The sequence below is a fragment of the Devosia sp. genome (genome assembly GCF_025809055.1).
Classification (GTDB): domain Bacteria; phylum Pseudomonadota; class Alphaproteobacteria; order Rhizobiales; family Devosiaceae; genus Devosia.
This window is the reverse complement of the sequence record NZ_CP075529.1, coordinates 3,120,861-3,137,681: the sequence shown is the minus strand read 5'-3', so window position 1 is coordinate 3,137,681 and position 16,821 is coordinate 3,120,861. Positions and strand designations below refer to the sequence as shown.

General features: G+C 64.1%; 15 protein-coding genes. 7 read left to right on the top strand and 8 right to left on the bottom strand.

Going from position 1 to position 16,821, the window contains the following annotated elements; translation table 11 throughout:
- Positions 1 to 103: 103 nt before the first annotated feature.
- The 3 genes from KIT02_RS15395 to KIT02_RS15385 form a co-directional block, all read right to left on the bottom strand.
- Positions 104 to 1,105 carry an Hsp33 family molecular chaperone gene (locus KIT02_RS15395; RefSeq protein ID WP_297579549.1) on the bottom strand — a complete coding sequence of 334 codons (1,002 nt, stop codon included), beginning with the start codon at positions 1,103 to 1,105 and terminating at the stop codon, positions 104 to 106.
- A gap of 172 nt (positions 1,106 to 1,277) precedes the next feature.
- A complete protein-coding gene (argF, locus tag KIT02_RS15390; protein WP_297579546.1) occupies positions 1,278 to 2,207 on the bottom strand; it encodes an ornithine carbamoyltransferase in 930 nt (309 codons plus the stop codon).
- Positions 2,208 to 2,326: 119 nt separating this feature from the next.
- On the bottom strand, positions 2,327 to 3,529 hold the full coding sequence (locus tag KIT02_RS15385; RefSeq protein WP_297579543.1) for an aspartate aminotransferase family protein: 1,203 nt from the start codon (positions 3,527 to 3,529) through the stop codon (positions 2,327 to 2,329).
- A 381-nt stretch (positions 3,530 to 3,910) separates the two neighbouring features.
- Between KIT02_RS15385 and KIT02_RS15380 the strand changes: the two genes are divergently transcribed.
- Positions 3,911 to 4,450 carry a GcrA family cell cycle regulator gene (locus KIT02_RS15380; protein ID WP_297579539.1) on the top strand — a complete coding sequence of 180 codons (540 nt, stop codon included), beginning with the start codon at positions 3,911 to 3,913 and terminating at the stop codon, positions 4,448 to 4,450.
- Between the two features lie 107 nt (positions 4,451 to 4,557).
- Here KIT02_RS15380 and KIT02_RS15375 read toward each other — a convergent pair whose 3' ends face one another.
- Positions 4,558 to 5,847, bottom strand: a complete 1,290-nt coding sequence (locus KIT02_RS15375; protein ID WP_297579536.1) for an ATP-binding protein — start codon at positions 5,845 to 5,847, stop codon at positions 4,558 to 4,560.
- An 87-nt stretch (positions 5,848 to 5,934) separates the two neighbouring features.
- Here KIT02_RS15375 and ppk2 point away from each other — a divergent pair, with 87 nt between their 5' ends.
- The gene (gene ppk2 / locus KIT02_RS15370) at positions 5,935 to 6,789 is read left to right on the top strand and encodes a polyphosphate kinase 2 (protein WP_297579533.1); all 855 of its coding nucleotides are present in this window, start codon (positions 5,935 to 5,937) and stop codon (positions 6,787 to 6,789) included.
- 69 nt (positions 6,790 to 6,858) lie between these two features.
- Here the strand turns inward: ppk2 and KIT02_RS15365 are convergent, their stop codons facing one another.
- Positions 6,859 to 8,100 (bottom strand): aminopeptidase, encoded by a 1,242-nt coding sequence (locus tag KIT02_RS15365; RefSeq protein WP_297579530.1) that lies wholly within the window; start codon positions 8,098 to 8,100, stop codon positions 6,859 to 6,861.
- Between the two features lie 160 nt (positions 8,101 to 8,260).
- Between KIT02_RS15365 and KIT02_RS15360 the strand changes: the two genes are divergently transcribed.
- Positions 8,261 to 8,389, top strand: coding sequence for a hypothetical protein (locus KIT02_RS15360; protein WP_297579527.1), 129 nt, complete (start codon positions 8,261 to 8,263; stop codon positions 8,387 to 8,389).
- Positions 8,390 to 8,769: 380 nt separating this feature from the next.
- Positions 8,770 to 10,566 carry an ABC transporter ATP-binding protein gene (locus tag KIT02_RS15355; RefSeq protein WP_297579524.1) on the top strand — a complete coding sequence of 599 codons (1,797 nt, stop codon included), beginning with the start codon at positions 8,770 to 8,772 and terminating at the stop codon, positions 10,564 to 10,566.
- Positions 10,567 to 10,630: 64 nt separating this feature from the next.
- Here KIT02_RS15355 and KIT02_RS15350 read toward each other — a convergent pair whose 3' ends face one another.
- From KIT02_RS15350 to KIT02_RS15340, 3 genes are read right to left on the bottom strand one after another with little or no spacing between them, the layout of a single operon-like run.
- Positions 10,631 to 11,173, bottom strand: coding sequence for a DUF924 family protein (locus KIT02_RS15350; RefSeq protein WP_297579521.1), 543 nt, complete (start codon positions 11,171 to 11,173; stop codon positions 10,631 to 10,633).
- A 9-nt stretch (positions 11,174 to 11,182) separates the two neighbouring features.
- Positions 11,183 to 12,184 (bottom strand): zinc-binding alcohol dehydrogenase family protein, encoded by a 1,002-nt coding sequence (locus KIT02_RS15345; RefSeq protein ID WP_297579518.1) that lies wholly within the window; start codon positions 12,182 to 12,184, stop codon positions 11,183 to 11,185.
- A gap of 45 nt (positions 12,185 to 12,229) precedes the next feature.
- A complete protein-coding gene (locus tag KIT02_RS15340) occupies positions 12,230 to 13,153 on the bottom strand; it encodes a VOC family protein (RefSeq protein ID WP_297579515.1) in 924 nt (307 codons plus the stop codon).
- A 161-nt stretch (positions 13,154 to 13,314) separates the two neighbouring features.
- Between KIT02_RS15340 and KIT02_RS15335 the strand changes: the two genes are divergently transcribed.
- The 3 genes from KIT02_RS15335 to KIT02_RS15325 all read left to right on the top strand — a co-directional run bounded on the left by KIT02_RS15335 (position 13,315) and on the right by KIT02_RS15325 (position 16,812).
- Positions 13,315 to 13,869 (top strand): DNA-3-methyladenine glycosylase, encoded by a 555-nt coding sequence (locus tag KIT02_RS15335; protein WP_297579511.1) that lies wholly within the window; start codon positions 13,315 to 13,317, stop codon positions 13,867 to 13,869.
- Between the two features lie 68 nt (positions 13,870 to 13,937).
- Positions 13,938 to 15,782 (top strand): DNA helicase RecQ, encoded by a 1,845-nt coding sequence (recQ, locus tag KIT02_RS15330; protein WP_297579508.1) that lies wholly within the window; start codon positions 13,938 to 13,940, stop codon positions 15,780 to 15,782.
- A 52-nt stretch (positions 15,783 to 15,834) separates the two neighbouring features.
- Positions 15,835 to 16,812: a heparan-alpha-glucosaminide N-acetyltransferase gene (locus KIT02_RS15325; RefSeq protein ID WP_297579505.1), complete on the top strand. Its 978-nt coding sequence runs from the start codon at positions 15,835 to 15,837 to the stop codon at positions 16,810 to 16,812.
- Positions 16,813 to 16,821 lie beyond the last annotated feature (9 nt).

Here is a 16,821-nt window from a genome sequence, read left to right as displayed (position 1 = left end):
CAATTTTACGGAGTGCCGCGCCCTTGGCAAGCAGGAGCGCGGTCAAACTCTAGGGAGGCACGGTCCGGCAGGTCGATACATGACCCGCCGGACCGGTTTCAGATCACTCGTCCGAGTTGAACTGGTGCGGATTGAACCGGTAGGCGGCCGAGCAGAATTCACAGACGACTTCGATCTCGCCATCCACGGTCATGTCTTCCCGCTCTTCGGCGGAAAAGTTCGTGGCCAGCATGTCTTCGATCCGCTCGGGCGAACAGGTGCAGCGTTCCACCAGATCCTGCGGCGGGAACACCCGGACGCCGGTTTCGTGGTAGAGCCGGAACAGCAGCCGCTCGGGCGAGAGGTCAGGATCGGCCAGTTCGAGATCACCAACTGTCGCCAGCATGGCCTTGGCCTCGGCCCAGCCGTCAGCCTCCACGAAGTCGGGATCGGCCATGGCGGGATCATCGAAATCGCCATTGCCCGGCAAATCGGCCATCACCGATCCACCATGGGCAGGCAGGTGCTGCACCAGCATGCCGCCCGCCCGCCAGCGCGCGCGATGATCGCCCTTGGTGGTCATCTGCGCCACCGCGATCCGCACCTGGGTCGGGATCTGCTCGGACTGCATGAAATAGGTGTGAGCCACTTCCTCGAGCGAATTGCCGTTCAGCGCGACAATGCCCTGATAGCGCTCCATGTGCTGCCCCTGGTCGATGGTCATGGCCAGATGGCCGTTGCCGAGCAGGTCGGCCGGCGTGATCCGCCCCTCCTCGGCGGCCTTGACCACCGCGTCCTGGTCGAAGCGGGCATAGCCGCGCATACCGTCGGGCGCGTCGAAATCGACAACGATCAGATTAACCGGCCCGTCGGTCTGAGTTTGGAGGATGAAACGCCCTTCGAACTTCAGCGAAGAGCCGATGAGCGCTGCCAGCACGACGGCCTCTCCCAGTAGCCGCGCGACCGGAAGCGGATAGTCGTGCCGGCTCAGAATGGTGTCGAGCGCGGCGCCAAGCCGGACCACGCGGCCGCGGGTATCGAGTTCATCAAGGGTGAAGGGCACCACGGCATCGTCGCCCGACTCGGGGCGATCGAGCCCCAGCGAAGAGAGCAGATTGTCGGTCATGGTCGTTTCCGGGGTCATATTTCGGTCTTTCCTTAGGCTACGCCTTCGGGTCGCGATGCGCCAGCAATCCGCCACCGGGACAGCCGCGCGGCGGCGATTTCCCGGTACAAACAAAGGCCCCCGCTTTCGCGGGGGCGGCGGTTTGGGGCGTTGAGACGACGGATGGTTCCGTCTAGTTCGTCTCGACTCCGAAGGCCCAGCACAGAATGGCTTTCTGGGCATGCAGGCGGTTTTCGGCTTCGTCCCACACGACCGACTGCGGCCCGTCGATGACCTCGTCGGTCACCTCGTCGCCGCGATGGGCCGGCAGGTCGTGCATGAACAAGGCGTTCTTGTCCGCCAAGGCCATCAAATTGGTGTTCACCTGATAGGGTTTCAAGACCCGGCGGCGCTCGGCCACGTCAACGTCGCCCATCGATACCCAGGTATCGGTGATGACGAGATCGGCCCCGGCCACGGCTTCGCGCGGATCCTCGGTCAGCTTGACGAATTTTCCGGCGCGATTGATGTCCTGCATCAGGTCCTTTTCCGGGCTGTATTCGTCCGGAACCGCAATGGTCAGTTCGCATTCGAAGAGCTCGGCCGCGTTGACCCAGGAGTGCAGCACATTGTTGCTGTCACCCACCCAGGCAACCTTGGCGCCCTTGATGGGGCCGCGGTGCTCCTCGAAGGTCATGAGATCGGCCATGATCTGGCACGGATGCGCACGGCGCGTCAGGCCGTTGATCACCGGCACGGTGGCGGCTTCCGACAGCTCAAGAAGATCGGCATGGCTGAGGATGCGGATCATGATCGCATCGACGTAGCGGCTCAGCACCTTGGCAGTGTCCGAAAGCGTTTCCTCGCGGGAAAGCTGCATTTCCTGGCCGGAAAGCATGATGGTCTCGCCGCCGAGCTGGCGCATGCCGACGTCGAAGGAGACACGGGTGCGGGTGGACTGGCGCTCAAAAATCATGGCCAGCACCTTGTCCTTGAGGAGCTGGGGCCGATCGCCGTCCTTGAGGCGGGCCTTGAGCGCCCCGGCCTGGTTGAGCATGCCGCGCAGTTCGGCATAGGAAAAATCGTCGATGGAAAGAAAATGTCTCGGGGTGCCGGTCGTCATGGGCCGGATTCCTTATGTTGGACGCTATAGAGGTGGGGCGGCCAGTGCCGGTCCGGCATTGGCCAACTAGGCCGGGCAGCGACCTCGGCGGCGTCCGAAATGATAGAAGGTCATGCGCATCAGGAGCCCGCCCCTGCCGCTGCCGCCGTTTCGGCATCGAGCGCATCGAGAGCGGCACTGATCTTGCCAATGGCCTCTTCGATGTCGGCCTCCGACACGATGAGCGGTGGCAAAAGCCGCAACACATTGTCCCCGGCACTCATGGCCAGAAGCTGGTGGTCGTCGCGCAGGCGGGTGACCATGTCGCGCACGGGCGTCGCAATCTTGATGCCGGTGAGCAGGCCCTTGCCGCGCAGCTCGAGCACGTGGTCGGGATATTTCTGCGCCAGTTGCTGCAGGTGCCAGGTCAGTTTCTGGCCCATGGCATTGACGGTGTCGAGAAAACCGGGGGCCAGGATGCGATCGAGCACGGCATTGCCGATCGCGGTGGCCAGTGGATTGCCGCCATAGGTGGAGCCATGCGTGCCCGGCACCATGGAGGCCGCGACATCACCGCGTGCAAGACAGGCACCAAGCGGGAAGCCGCCGCCAATGGCCTTGGCGACCGCAACGATGTCGGGCGTGATACCGGACCACTCATAGGCGAAGAACCGGCCCGTCCGGCCGAAGCCGCACTGCACTTCATCGAGAATGAGCAGCATGTCGTTGGCGTCGCACAGGGTGCGCAGGCCCTGCATGAATTCGGCGCTCATGGCGGTAACGCCGCCCTCGCCCTGCACCGGCTCGATGAGAATGGCGCAGGTCTGGGGCGTGATCAGCGCCTTGACCGAGTCCAGATCGCCGGGCGTGGCATGCCTGAACCCCGGCGTGGCCGGGCCAAAGCCCTGCAGATAGTCAGGATTGCCGCCGGCAGCGATGGTGCCGAGCGTGCGGCCGTGGAAAGACCCGGTAAAGGCGATGACCTCATAGCGGTCTTCCTGGCCCTTGGCCCAGAAATAGTGCCGTGCCGTCTTGATCGCGCATTCGAGCGCCTCGGCGCCCGAATTGGTGAAGAACACCGCATCGGCAAAAGTCGCGTCGACGAGCCGCTGACCCAGCCGCTCCTGCTCGGGAATGGTAAAGGTATTGGCCGTGTGCCAGACCTTGTCGGCGGCCGCTTTCAGCGCCCCGACCAGATGCGGATCGCCATGGCCCAGGGCATTGACGGCGACGCCGGAATGAAAGTCGAGATATTCGCGGCCATGCTGGTCGTACAGGCGCATGCCCTCGCCCCGCTCGAAGGCGAGATCGGACCGGGCATATGTGCCGTAGAGCGCAGACATGGCTTGTTCCTCGTTGCTGGGCAGCGCGTTGACAGTGAGCGTGGCAAAGCTGCCACAAAAGACAAAAACGCGCCGTTTCGGCAGCGCGTTTGGCCCGCAGAATTAGGCGAAATTTCTCCGCCAAGTCAATGAGCCAGAGGCAAGTGCCTGATTTGACTCAAACTTTGTTAGGGCAATTTTAACCACTGAATAACCGGGGAAAATCGCCCCCGACTCTTGATCCCGATTCCAGCCCTGTCGTAGTCTCCAAGGCGTTGGGAGCACGACATCTCGTGCGGCGGACCCACTCAACATACGAGCTGTAGAGTCGAAGGGCTGCCGTCCTGTTTTGGCAGCGCAGTGAAGGATTCTGTTTTGACGATGGTTTCAGGGGCACAACCGATGGGCTGGACTGACGAGCGCGTCGAACTTTTGAAGAAACTCTGGGCGGAAGGCCTCAGCGCCAGCCAGATTGCGGCCGAGCTGGGCGAAGGGGTGACGCGCAATGCCGTGATCGGCAAGGTGCATCGCCTCAAGCTCTCGGCGCGGGCCAAGCCCACCAATACCGCACCGCGTGCCCGGCCGGCAGCGCGCCCGGCACAGCGCCGCGTGGCCAGCCCCTCGGGCGGCATGGGCCATATCAGCGCCAAGCCGCGTCCGGCCAGCATGCCGCGTCCGCAGGTGATGGGTGCCACCGCGCTGGCGGCCAGCCCGGACATGGAAGCAGAACTCTACGTGGCCCCGGCCAGCGCCGAGCTGTTCATTCCCGAAGACAAGCGCCTCAACCTGCTGCAGCTCAACGAGCACACCTGCAAGTGGCCGATCGGCGATCCGCTAACCAAGGATTTCTATTTCTGCGGCCAGCACAGCCTGGAAAGCGGCCCCTATTGCGAATTCCACTCGCGCCGCGCCTATCACCAATTGGAAAAGAAGAAGCGCTAAGCCGCTTCGACATGAAGTTCAGGGCGCCCATCGCGGCGCCCTTTTTTATTTGGCGTCAGCAAAGACACCGCAAGGCGAACAACACCGTCTGCCCGCTGCCGCCGCTTTCAAGGCAGCAGAACCTCGACGCGCAGGCCCTCGCCCGGATTGGCGCGGGAGCGGATGACCATCTGCCCGCGATGCCTCTGGATGATGTGCTTGACGATGGCGAGGCCCAGGCCCGTGCCCTTCTTCTTCCGGCTGGATTCAGCGTCGATGCGATAGAAGCGCTCGGTCATGCGCGGAACATGCTCGGGCTCGACGCCCGGCCCATGATCGACGACGCTGACCAGGTGGGCAAAGCCCGCCCGCTGCACCGGCGTCAGCGTGATTTCGACCGATTGGCCGGTAGCGCCGTATTTCATCGCATTGTCGAGCAGGTTCTCGAACACCTCGTAGAGCTGCCCGCGATCGCCCGAGACCACCGCCTGCCCTTCCGGCAGGTTGAGGATCACCTCGATCTCGGCCGCCTGGGCTTGGGTCTGCAGGCCCTCCCTGACCTCGCGCAGCAGCGCTGACAGGTCGACCGAGCCGGTAGGCCGGACATGCTGGTGCATCTCGATGCGCGAAAGGCTCAGCATGTCGTCGATCAGCCGGCTCATGCGGTCGGCCTGACCGCGCATGATGCCGAGAAACTTGTCGCGCGCCGCACTGTCCTTGGCGGCGGGCCCGAGCAGGGTATCGATGAAGCCCATGAGCGAGGCCAGGGGCGTGCGCAGTTCGTGGCTGGCATTGGCGATGAAATCGGACCGCATGGATTCAACGCGCTTGAACTCGGTGAGGCTCTGAAAGGTGATGAGCAGTTGCCGGTTATTGTCGCCCACCCAGTCCCGGCCCGGCAGGCGCAGGGGCGACACCGTCACCCGATCCCAGGTTTCGGATGGCAGGGTCTCGTGCAGTTGGAAGCTGCGAACCTCGCCCGTCCGTACCGTGGCCTCGACCGCCGCCATCAATTCGGGATTGCGCAGCACCAGCGTCAGGACCCGCCCCGGCTGCAGCGACGGATATTGCCGGGTCGCGGCCGCGTTGCGGCAACTCACCTCGCCACGCCGGTCGATGACCAGAGCCGGATCGCTGAGGGCTTCGATGAAGGCGGCGATATCGCCGGTCACGCCCGGGCCCGGTTCGGCCGGCAGGGTCCGGGTGCCCGCGGCCTGTTCACCACCGGGCGACAGCACGGAGAGGAGTCCGGTAATGGCGACCATGCCCGCAATGGCCAGTTCGAGACGCAATCCACCAAAGATCACGAAGCCGGTGACGAGGACCGCCACGGCGAGCAGCAGTGGCGCATTGGCGGCGATCCGCTCGAGGGCGGACCGGACGAGAGAAATGGGAGGGGACGGGGAAGAATCGTCCATATCGGGCCGCCGACTCACGGTTGTGATCCCGCCTCTTGCGCGGGGGCGGACTTCATAGCACGCTCAATATGACACTGGAGAGACAGCGTGACCGACCCCAACGAGACCTTCGACATCGACAATCCCGAGCTTCCCAAGGCCATCAAGAAAGCCGCCTATGCTTCGGGCGACTATCCTTACGACGAAAAGCTCGACGATGACGATTATGACACGCAGATGTATGCGCTGCAAAAGCAGTTGGTGCTGCATCAGGCGCATATGCAAAAGGCCGGGGCACGCACGGTGGTGGTGTTCGAGGGGCGCGACGCGGCCGGCAAGGGCGGGACGATCAAGCGGTTCCTCGAAAATCTCAATCCGCGCTACAACATTATCGCCGCCCTGCCCAAGCCCAATGATCGCGAACGCACCCAGTGGTATTTCCAGCGCTATGTCGACTGGCTGCCGGCGGCGGGCGAAATGGTGCTGTTCGACCGCTCCTGGTACAATCGCGCCGTGGTCGAGCCGGTTATGGGTTTCTGCACCCCCGAACAGACGGATGTGTTTCTCGACGAGGCGCCGGAGTTCGAAAAGCGCCTGACCCGCGACGGTATTCGCCTCGTCAAATTCTGGCTGTCCATCGGGCGGGAAATGCAGCTCAAGCGGTTTCACGACCGCCGCCACGACCCGCTCAAGACCTGGAAATTGTCGCCGGTCGACCTCGAAGCCCTCAACAAGTGGGATGAGTATTCGCAGGCCCGCGACCGCATGCTCAAGCGCACCGACAGCAAACACGCGCCCTGGACGGTGATCCGGGCCAATGACAAGAACCGCCTGCGCCTCAACGCCATCCGCACCGTCCTGCTCGGCGCCGACTACGACGGAAAGGACGAGGGCGAGATCGGCCGGATCGACAAGAAGGTCGTGCTCAGCGCAGAGGATTTTCTGGCCATCAAGGGCGAGTAGGCTCCCCTCATCCGCCCTTCGGGCACCTTCTCCCACAAGGGGAGAAGGAAGACGCGGGATCGCGGCCGATCAGAAGGCCCATTCGCCCTTGCGCATGACCGGTTCCGTCGTGCCATCGGCATGGACGCCGTCGATATCGACCTGGTCCGAACCGATCATCCAATCGATGTGGATGAGGCTCTTGTTGCCGCCCTGGGCGAAGATCTGGTCCGGCGTCAGCGTCTTGCCGCCGTCGAAGCAGTCGGCATAGCACTGCCCCATGGCGATGTGGCACGAGGCGTTCTCGTCGTAGAGCGTGTTGTAGAACAGGATGCCCGAGGCCGAGATCGGCGAGGAGTGGGGCACCAGCGCCACTTCGCCCAGGCGGCGCGCGCCCTCGTCGGTATCGAGCACCTTGTTGAACACATCCTGGCCCTTGGTCGCCTTGAGTTCGACCATGCGGCCGTCTTCGAAGCGGGCCTGGATATTCTCGATCAGCGTGCCGTTGTGGCTGAGCGGCTTGGTGGCCGCCACCGTGCCCTCGACGCGCAGCCGGTGTGGGGTGGTGAACACTTCCTCGGTCGGGATGTTGGGGTTGCAGGTCACCCCATTCTTGGCCTCGGAGGCACCGCCCTTCCAGCGATGGCCGTCAGCCAGCCCAACCGTCAGGTCGGTGCCCGGCCCCCGATATTTGAGCGCGGAAAAATTCTTGCCGTTGAGCCAGGTCCAGCGTGCCTTGAGATTGGCATTGTGCTCCTTCCAGGCCGCGATCGGATCGTCGCGATCGACGCGCGACGCCTTGAAAATGGCATCGGCGAGCTTGGCTACCGCCACCTCTTCGGGGTCGTTAGGGAAGACCAGCTTGGCCCAGTTGGGGCTGGGATAGGAGACGATGTTCCAGTTGATGTCGAAGCCGGTGATCAGCTCCAGCGCCGGACGGTAGGCCGCCGAATTGGCGCGATTGGCGCGCGAGACCTTGTCGGGGTCCTGCTCGGCCAGCATCATCGGGTTGTCGCCGGCAATGGCCAGGCGCGCTGCATTGCCCTTGAAGGCCTCTGCCATGCCCGAATAGAGCCAGCCGGCGGCACGATCGAAGCTGAAATCCTTGGCATTGCGAAAGCGGGCGAGCGTCGTCTCCTCGTCCGAATAGATGGTGGTCACCAGCCCCGCACCGGCCTTGTAGGCGTGCTCGGTGATGCGACGGACCAGGGGCGCGGCGACGATCGGCGCGGTGATGACGAGGTCCTGGCCCTCGGCCAGCTGCAATCCAACCTTGATTGCGACTTCGCCGAGCTTGTCGAGTTTGACCGGATCGATGGGAGAATTGCTCATCTGGGCAAATAGCCTTCTTGCTCTTGAATCGGTTGGGCGGAGCCTATCGTCCCCATGGGCACAGCGCCAGCCCGGGGTGGCAGCACCGGCTTGATCCTGATCAAGCCGGACCTGACCGACGCGTGGCAATTGGGAAGCGTCACCATTCCTGGAGCCCGTCATGCCGCTATCAACCCTGCCCGTCCTCGTCGCCGTCCTTGCCCTCTTTGCCGTTTTCATGCTTGCCCTGGCCTATGCGCAGGTCCGCACGGCCGGCATGGTCGCGCCGGGCGCCCGACCGCTCGACTGACCTCAGGCATCCCGTCAGCAACGGCAGGCCGGGCCGCCTCGGCCTGCCACCTGTGGCACTTGCGCATCATCTGGCGCGAGGCTGATTTTCCGCCATTGGCAAAATCGAAAGTCTTGGCTAGAAACGACAACCGCTTCAATTTCGAACCAGGGAGGCGTGCATGCCAGCATTCATCATCGCGCCCCCGATGTGCGGGTCCCGAGGTTAACACCTCCGGTCTCCCCGCGGCCCGCCGAATAGGCCAGCCGCCCGCGGTTTTCTCTCCACTACCCCAGCAGCGCCCCGGCCGGAAATCCGTCCGCTCCATTTGAAACCGGCGCTGCCTCGTCCAAGTCCTTTTCGAGGAACCGGTGACCGGAAAACGGCACCGGACACGCCAAATGAGTCGCAAGAAGTTCGATTTTCGCGCTGACGCCTACCGCAACGTGCTCGGCTTCACGTTCCGGCACTGGGCCAACCAGCCCGGGCGGATCGCACTGATCTGCCTGTTCGTCATCACCGACACGCTGGCTCTGGTGACCGTGCCGTTCTTTTCCGGCCGCATCGTCGATGCCATCGCCACCGGCGGCAGCAATGCCGCATCGAGCGCGTTCGATGCCTTCGGCATCGTCGTGGCACTGGGTGCCTTTGCCATCTTCGTGCGCTGGTTCACCTTCCGCAACATCATCTCGCTGACGCTCAAGATGATGGCCGATATCGCCAATGACGGTTTTCACCGGGTACAGCGGTTCTCGACCGACTGGCATGCCAACAGCTTTGCCGGATCGACCGTGCGCAAGATCACCCGCGGCATGTGGGCCCTGGATGCACTCAACGACACCCTGCTGGTGGCGCTGCTCCCTTCGGTGGTCATGCTGGGGGGCGCTACCATCATCCTGGGCGCCTTCTGGCCGGTCATGGGTGCCGTCGTCGGCATCGGTTCGCTGATCTATATCGGCGTCACCGTGTCGCTCTCCATGGGGTTTGTCTCGCCGGCGGCAACGCTGGCCAATGCCTGGGACACGCGCCTGGGCGGCGCGCTGGCCGATGCGGTCAGTTGCAACTCCGTGGTCAAGGCCTTCGGCGCCGAAACCCGTGAGGAGGGCCGGTTGCGCCACGTCCTGCGCAAGTGGGATCAGCGCACCCGCCGCACCTGGAATCGCGGCAATTTCAGCGGCGCCATCCAGGGTTTCATGATGGTCGGGATGCAGGCCGGCATCCTGGGCACCGGGCTCTATATGTGGAGCCAGGGCTTTGCCAGCGCCGGCGATATCACCTTCGTGCTGGCCATGTATTTCACCCTGCAGGGCAACCTGCGCGAGGTGGGCATGCATATCCGCAACCTGCAGCGTTCGGTCAACGACATGGAAGAGCTCGTTGTTCTCGACTCCATGCCGCTGGGCATCGACGACCGGGCCGGATCGGAACCGATCCGCATCGGCGAAGGCGCCATCGATTTTAACGGCGTGACATTCCAGTATGGGGCGCACCCGACCCCGCTCTATCGCGATTTCTCGGTGCGCATCCAGCCCGGGGAACGGGTCGGGCTGGTGGGTCACTCCGGCTCGGGAAAGACCACGTTCGTCAAGCTGATCCAGCGCCTCTATGACGTCAATGACGGCGCCATCACCATCGATGGGCAGAACATTGCCGAGGTGCAGCAGGCCAGCCTGCGCAGCCAGATCGCCATCGTGCAGCAGGAGCCCATCCTGTTCCACCGGACCCTGGCCGAGAACATCGCCTATGCACGGCCGGGCGCGACACGCCATGCCATTGTCGAAGCCGCCAAGCAGGCCAATGCGCATGACTTCATCATGAGCCTGCCCAAGCAGTATGAGACACTGGTGGGCGAGCGCGGGGTGAAGCTGTCGGGTGGGGAGCGCCAGCGCGTGGCTATCGCCCGGGCGTTCCTCGCCGATGCCCCGATCCTCATCCTTGATGAGGCGACCTCGAGCCTCGACAGCGAGAGCGAGGTAATGATCCAGCAGGCCATGGAACGGCTCATGGAAGGCCGGACCACGCTGGTCATCGCCCACCGTCTCTCGACCGTGCGGGCGCTCGACCGGCTCCTCGTCTTCGACAAGGGGCGCATTGCCGAGGAAGGCGACCACGATGCCTTGATCCGCCTCCATGGCGGCATCTATCGCCGCCTGTTCGAGCGCCAGGCACTGGAACTGACCAAGGGTCTGGTGGCCTGAGACGGCCCCGAAAACCGGCCTTCCCCTGTGCAAGGGGAGGCCGGATCAGCGTATCCGGCAAAGCCTAAAACGCCCGGTCGCCCTGCTCCTGCATATAGGCGACTTCTTCCGGCGTGCTGGTGCGGCCCAGCGCCTTGTTGCGGAAGGGGAAGCGGCCGAAGCGGGCGACGGTCTCGCGATGCTTGCGCATGAATTCGAGCGCGTTGTCATCGCCATAGGCCTTGAACAGGCGCACACCCTCGTCCTGGATGACCAGGGATTCGGCATGCATATAGGGCATGTAGAAGAACATGGCCCAGTCATGCGCGACCGCCATGTCGCAACCGCCCGCGACGGCTTCCTGCGCCAGGGCCAGGGCCATCTTGTCCTGCGCGAAGGCGACGGGGCTATTGCGGTGCAACTGGCGCGAAAACTGGTCGAGCAGGATGATCTCGGCCAGCCGGCCCTCGGGGCTGTCGCGCCAGGTCCAGGCCTCGCCCCGCGCCACCTGGGCATGCAGGTCCGCGAAGCGGTGGCATTTGTCGTCAAAGGCGGCCGCGCCGCTGAACCAGTCGTCGGCGCCGTGGTCGACGAACCAGAATTGAATTACGTCCTGTGCATTGTTCATGGCGCAACCCTATAGGGAAATGATCGCCTTGATCAGCCCCTGACGCGCTTTCGCCCATTCGGGCAGTTTGGCTGGAACGGCATCGAAGCCCGTGGCATGGGTTGCCAGTTCATCGGTGGGAATTTTGCCCGCTCGAATGGCGTCCATCACATGCTCGAAATCCTGCCGCGTGGCATTGCGCGAGGCCCGGATGGTCAGTTCGCGCCGGTGGATTTCCGGGTCTTCCCAGTTGAGCGTCCCCTTGACCACGCCGACCAGCGTCAGCGCTCCGCCATTGCGGCAATAGGCGACGGCCCCGTTCATGGCCGCAATCGACCCGGTGGCATCGAAAACGGCGTCGAAACCGCTTCCCATCGCCTGCCTGAACGCGTCTCCATCACGATCCCCGACCAGCACCCCGGCAAAGCCGAACTGCTCCGCCGCTTCGAGCTTGTCCTGTGCCGCATCAAGAATGGTCACCTCTGCACCCTCAATCCGGGCGAAAAAGGCGACGCCCAGCCCGATGGGGCCGCCGCCGACCACCAGCACGCGCCAGCCCGGCTGGAGTTCGGTCCGGCGAACCGCATGGGCGCCAATGGCCAGGAATTCGACCATGGCCGCATCGCGCAGGCTGAGGCCGTCTGCCCGATAGAGGTTTTCGGCCGGCAGCACGATTTCCTCGGCCATGCCGCCATCGCCATGCACCCCGAGCACGGTCAGCGTCTCGCAGCAATTGGTCTTGCCTTCCCGGCAGGCCGGGCAGGCGTGACAGGCGAGATAGGGGTTGATGACCACCGCATCCCCCGCTGCAAAATCCGCTGCCCCATTGGCATCGATCACGCGGCCCGAAAGCTCATGGCCCATGATGCGGGGATATTGGAGGAAGGGATGCTTGCCTTCATAGATGTGGTAATCGGTGCCGCAGATGCCCACATGGCTGATGGCCACGCGCACCCGGCCGGGCTGTAGCTCCGGCCGGTCGATGTCCACCAGTTCCAGTTCACCGGGCGCGTTGCAACGAATGGCGCGCATTGGCCGATCTCCCCATCGCGTGATGGGATCGAACTAACATGTTAGTTAGCCAGTGACCACCAGTTTGATGCGGTTGCCGAACGGATCGCGGGTTTCGAGGTCGTTGCCGCTCACCGCCAGCGGGGCACTCGCCGCCTCAAGGCGCGCCTTGAGTGCGGCCAGGCTATCGGCATCGGGAAGCCCGATCGTGAACCAGCGCAGGCCTGCCGCGCCCGCCGGCGGCAAGGCCGCATTGGGGCCGGACCAGACATTGAAGGCAATGGTATGGGGCATGTAGTCGAGGCCGACATCGCCCATGCCGAAGGACTGGATCAGCATCAGACCGCCAAAGCCCAGCACATCGCGGTAGTAGTCCATGGCGATGTTGAGGTCGCTCACATGCACATGAACATGTCCGATACGCGTCCCGGCCGGCATCCGCGCGGCCAGTTGCGGGTTGGGTCCAAGTTCGGCCAGCAGCCCATCCAGGTCGATGGGATCGCGCCCGGAATGGGGGCGGCCCTCGGCGGTCACCGCATAGGTTTCGCCCTTGTCCGGATCGCCCAGCGTACCCCGCCAGGGCGTCTCGAAGGTGATTTCAATGCCATTGCCGTCGAGGTCCCAAAGGTAAATGGCCTCGGACACCAGATGATCGGTCGGCGAGATGCGGATATTGCGCTGCAGGGCCCGCACCGCCATCTGCGCCAGATCGGCGCGCTTTGGCACGTGGATGGCGACATGGTAGAGCCCGATTGTCCGCGGCACGACTGGCCGCGCGGCACCGGTTTCCAGCACGATCAGCGCCCTGCCCCCGGCGCCCAGCGTCAGGACGTTGCCGGCCTCGGCAATGAGATCGAGACCGACGACGTCCTGCCAGATGGCCAGGGCCTTGCTGCGGTCCGTCACCGCGAGGTGAACCGGACCTAGCGTCGTGGTCAGCGGCAGGACGGGCGCGGAACGCACATTGGTCTGGACGGATGTATCGATCATGTCGACCTCCTGATAAGTGATGGCTGAGATGTAGTCGGGCCGGTCTCCAGTAAAAAGCGGACAATGGCGAAGGCTTTGTTCGACGATCGGCTCCAGTGCGGGCCCAATCGTCATGCACAATGTGCCGGCCACCCGAAACGCGGCAAAGGACAATTGTGACCATGCCCGGCCTCAGCCAAGACTTCTTTGATCGTCCGGCGGTCGCGGTTGCGCCGGGCCTGATCGGCGCCACGCTGACCCATGAGGGCGTTGGCGGGCTCATCGTGGAGGTCGAAGCCTATGACGAAACCGATCCGGCCTCGCACAGTTTTCGCGGCCCGACGCCGCGCAACCGCGCCATGTTCGGCCCGCCAGGTCATGCCTATGTCTATAAGATCTACGGTATCCACTATTGCCTCAACTTCGTCTGCCGGCCCGGCAGCGCGGTCCTGATCCGCGCGCTGGAGCCCATGCATGGGCTTGAGCAAATGCGCGCCCGGCGCGGGATCGTGGGCGACAGGCAATTGTGCTCGGGACCGGGCAAGCTGGCCCAGGCCCTCGCCATCGACCTTGATCAAAATGGCCTGCCGCTCGATGCCCCGCCCTTCTCGGTGACGGCGGGCATAGGCAATCCGGACGTCGCTGCCGGGCCGCGCATGGGCATCACTAAGGGCGTCGAGACACCCTGGCGGTTCGTGCTCCGCGGCTCACGCTTCCTCAGCCGCCCGATGCGGTGAAGCGATCGGGCGTGCAAATGCCCGCCATCGCGATTGCCCCGGGCGGGTGGCCATGATTCAAAGGGGGCGTGGAAGCCATTGAGTCGCCCGAACTGTTTTCGCCTCACCGCCAGGAGCGGCCCAGTCCGCTTGCGGTCTTGCGCGACATGTTTGGCCACCGCCAGTTTCGCGGCCAGCAGGGTGATGTCATCGACCATGTCGTGGGTGGCGGCGATGCCGTGGTGCTCTTCCCCACCGGCGCCGGCAAGTCCATGTGCTACCAGATTCCGGCCATCTGCCGGCCGGGCGTGGGGATTGTCGTCTCCCCCCTGATCGCCCTGATGCGCGACCAGGTCGAGGCGCTGCGGCAGGCCGGCATTGCGGCTGCGGCCCTCAATTCGTCGCTGTCGCAGGACGAAGCGGCCGAGGTCCGGCGGCAATTGCGGCGCGGCGAGCTTGATTTGCTCTATGTGGCGCCCGAGCGCGTGGCGACGCCGGGCTTTGCCAATATGCTCTCGGGCTGCGACATCGCGCTGTTCGCCATCGACGAGGCCCATTGCGTCAGCCAATGGGGCCATGATTTCCGGCCCGAATATCGTGAGCTCATCCATCTGGTTGAGCTGTTTCCCGGCGTCCCGCGCGTGGCACTGACCGCCACTGCCGACCCGACGACGCGGGAAGACATCATCGAGCGGCTGGGGCTCGAACAGGCCGAGGTGTTCACCACCAGTTTCGACCGGCCCAACATTTCCTATTCCATCCTTGAGCGTGACCGGCCGCGCGAGCAGTTGCTGGACTTCCTCGGCAGCCACAAGGGCGAGAGCGGCATTGTCTATTGCCTGTCGCGCGCCAAGGTCGAAGACGTCGCCGAATGGCTCAGCGGCAAGGGTATCCGGGCCCTGCCCTACCATGCCGGCATGAATGCACAGATGCGCAGCGCCAATCAGGATGCGTTCTTGAAGGAAGAAGGCCTGTGTCTCGTGGCCACGGTCGCCTTCGGCATGGGCATCGACAAGCCAGATGTGCGCTATGTCGCCCATCTCGATCTGCCGGCATCCATCGAGGCCTATTACCAGGAAACCGGGCGTGCCGGGCGCGACGGGCAGCCGGCAGACGCCTGGATGAGTTATGGCCTAGCCGATGTGGTGCAGCGGCGGCGCATGATCGACGAGGGCAATGCGCCCGACGAGATCAAGCGGCTGGAACACAGCAAACTCAATGCCTTGCTGGGTGTCTGCGAGACCGCGTCCTGCCGCCGCCAGGCCATTCTGGGCCATTTCGGCGAGTCCCATCCGGGCCAGTGCGGCAATTGCGATACCTGCCGGTCGCCGGTGGAAAGCTGGGACGGCACCGAGGCGGCGATCAAGGCCATGGCCGCCATCTATCGCACCGGCATGCGGTTCGGCGCGGCCCATGTCATCGATGTGCTGGTCGGCAAGGAAACCGAGAAAGTTCAACGCTTTGGCCATCAGCACCAGAAAGTGTTCGGCCAGGGTCAGGAGCTCGACGCCAAGGCCTGGCAGTCGGTCCTGCGCCAGTTGACGGCCATGGGGCTGATCGTGGTCGACCACGCCAATCACGGCGCACTGACGTTAGCAGAAGCGTCGCATTCGGTGTTCAAACGTCAGCAGACTGTTACCCTGCGCAAGGACCGACCGAAGAAATCGGTAGAGGTCAGACGGTCGCTGGCGCGATCGGTCGATGTGCCCGAACACGCCAAGCCGCTTTTCGAGGCCCTGCGCGAGGAACGCCTGCGTCTTGCCAGGGAACAGGGCGTGCCGCCCTATGTCATTTTCCACGACGCCACGCTCAAGGCCATGGCCCTGGCCCAGCCCCGCCACCCGCACGACATGCTCAACCTGCCCGGCGTCGGCCAGGGCAAGCTTGATCGCTATGGCGAGGATTTCCTGGCTGTGGTGCGGGGATTTGCGTGATAGTCCGGCACCCCGACCCTGGACCAAGGCCCTGCCGGGCGGGGGTAACGGAATGACAGACACCAATATGAACCGCCCCCGCCTGCCTGTTATCGACATCGTCCGCGGCGTGGCCATTGTGGCCATGGTGATCTACCACCTGTGCTGGGATCTGTCTTATTTCCGCATCATTCCGGTGGATGTCGGATATGATCCGGGCTGGGTGGTCTTTGCGCGCTCCATCCTTTTTGCCTTCATGGCCATGGTTGGTGTTGGTCTGGTTCTGGGACATGGCGATGGCGTGCGCTGGGCGCGGTTCTGGCGGCGCTGGGCCTTTGTGGCGGGTGGCGCGCTGATCATCACGGTGTCCACCTTGTTCACCTTTCCCGACAGTTTTGTCTATTTCGGCGTGCTGCACGCCATTGCGCTGTGCAGCGTGCTGGCGCTGCCATTCCTGTTCACGCCGGTCTGGCTGACGGCGCTGGTGGCGGCGATCTTTGTCGGGCTGCCCTTTGTCTATTCCGACCCCGCCTTCAACCAGGTTCCCCTGTCCTGGATCGGCTTCTGGCAGGTGCCGCCGCTGACCAATGACCTGGTCCCGGTCTTTCCCTGGTTCGGCGTAGTGCTGCTCGGCGCCGTGGCCATGCGGCTACTGCGCGGCTCACCGGCCGAACAGCGGCTGGCCGCGGTCAAGCCACGCGCCCGCCTCTGGCGCATTCTGGGCTGGCTGGGGCGGTGGAGCCTCGTCATATACCTGGTTCACCAGCCCGTCCTTCTGGCCGTGGTTGCCCCGATCGGCATGGCCATGGGCAGTCAGGAGGCCGGAAGGGAAGCCGATTTCCTCGCCTCGTGCCAGTCGACCTGCGAAGCAACAGGCACCGAAGCGGGCCTGTGCACCACCTATTGCCAGTGCGGCATGGAGGGGCTGCATCGTGACGGGCTGTGGGAGCCGGTGTTCAGCGGCGTGATTTCCACCGAACAGCAGGCGCAGCTGGACGAAAACAACCGGCAATGCTCGGCGCTGATCTATCCCGAGCTCGACGGCCAGTAGCGCGGCCAC

Excerpts from the sequence above, each read along its gene's own strand:
- KIT02_RS15395 (WP_297579549.1), bottom strand. The coding sequence starts at position 1,105 with ATGACCGACAATCTGCTCTCTTCGCTGGGGCTCGATCGCCCCGAGTCG.
- argF (WP_297579546.1), bottom strand. The coding sequence starts at position 2,207 with ATGACGACCGGCACCCCGAGACATTTTCTTTCCATCGACGATTTTTCC.
- KIT02_RS15385 (WP_297579543.1), bottom strand. The coding sequence starts at position 3,529 with ATGTCTGCGCTCTACGGCACATATGCCCGGTCCGATCTCGCCTTCGAG.
- KIT02_RS15380 (WP_297579539.1), top strand. The coding sequence starts at position 3,911 with ATGGGCTGGACTGACGAGCGCGTCGAACTTTTGAAGAAACTCTGGGCG.
- KIT02_RS15375 (WP_297579536.1), bottom strand. The coding sequence starts at position 5,847 with ATGGACGATTCTTCCCCGTCCCCTCCCATTTCTCTCGTCCGGTCCGCC.
- KIT02_RS15365 (WP_297579530.1), bottom strand. The coding sequence starts at position 8,100 with ATGAGCAATTCTCCCATCGATCCGGTCAAACTCGACAAGCTCGGCGAA.
- KIT02_RS15360 (WP_297579527.1), top strand. The coding sequence starts at position 8,261 with ATGCCGCTATCAACCCTGCCCGTCCTCGTCGCCGTCCTTGCCCTCTTT.
- KIT02_RS15355 (WP_297579524.1), top strand. The coding sequence starts at position 8,770 with ATGAGTCGCAAGAAGTTCGATTTTCGCGCTGACGCCTACCGCAACGTG.
- KIT02_RS15350 (WP_297579521.1), bottom strand. The coding sequence starts at position 11,173 with ATGAACAATGCACAGGACGTAATTCAATTCTGGTTCGTCGACCACGGC.
- KIT02_RS15345 (WP_297579518.1), bottom strand. The coding sequence starts at position 12,184 with ATGCGCGCCATTCGTTGCAACGCGCCCGGTGAACTGGAACTGGTGGAC.
- KIT02_RS15340 (WP_297579515.1), bottom strand. The coding sequence starts at position 13,153 with ATGATCGATACATCCGTCCAGACCAATGTGCGTTCCGCGCCCGTCCTG.
- KIT02_RS15335 (WP_297579511.1), top strand. The coding sequence starts at position 13,315 with ATGCCCGGCCTCAGCCAAGACTTCTTTGATCGTCCGGCGGTCGCGGTT.
- KIT02_RS15325 (WP_297579505.1), top strand. The coding sequence starts at position 15,835 with ATGACAGACACCAATATGAACCGCCCCCGCCTGCCTGTTATCGACATC.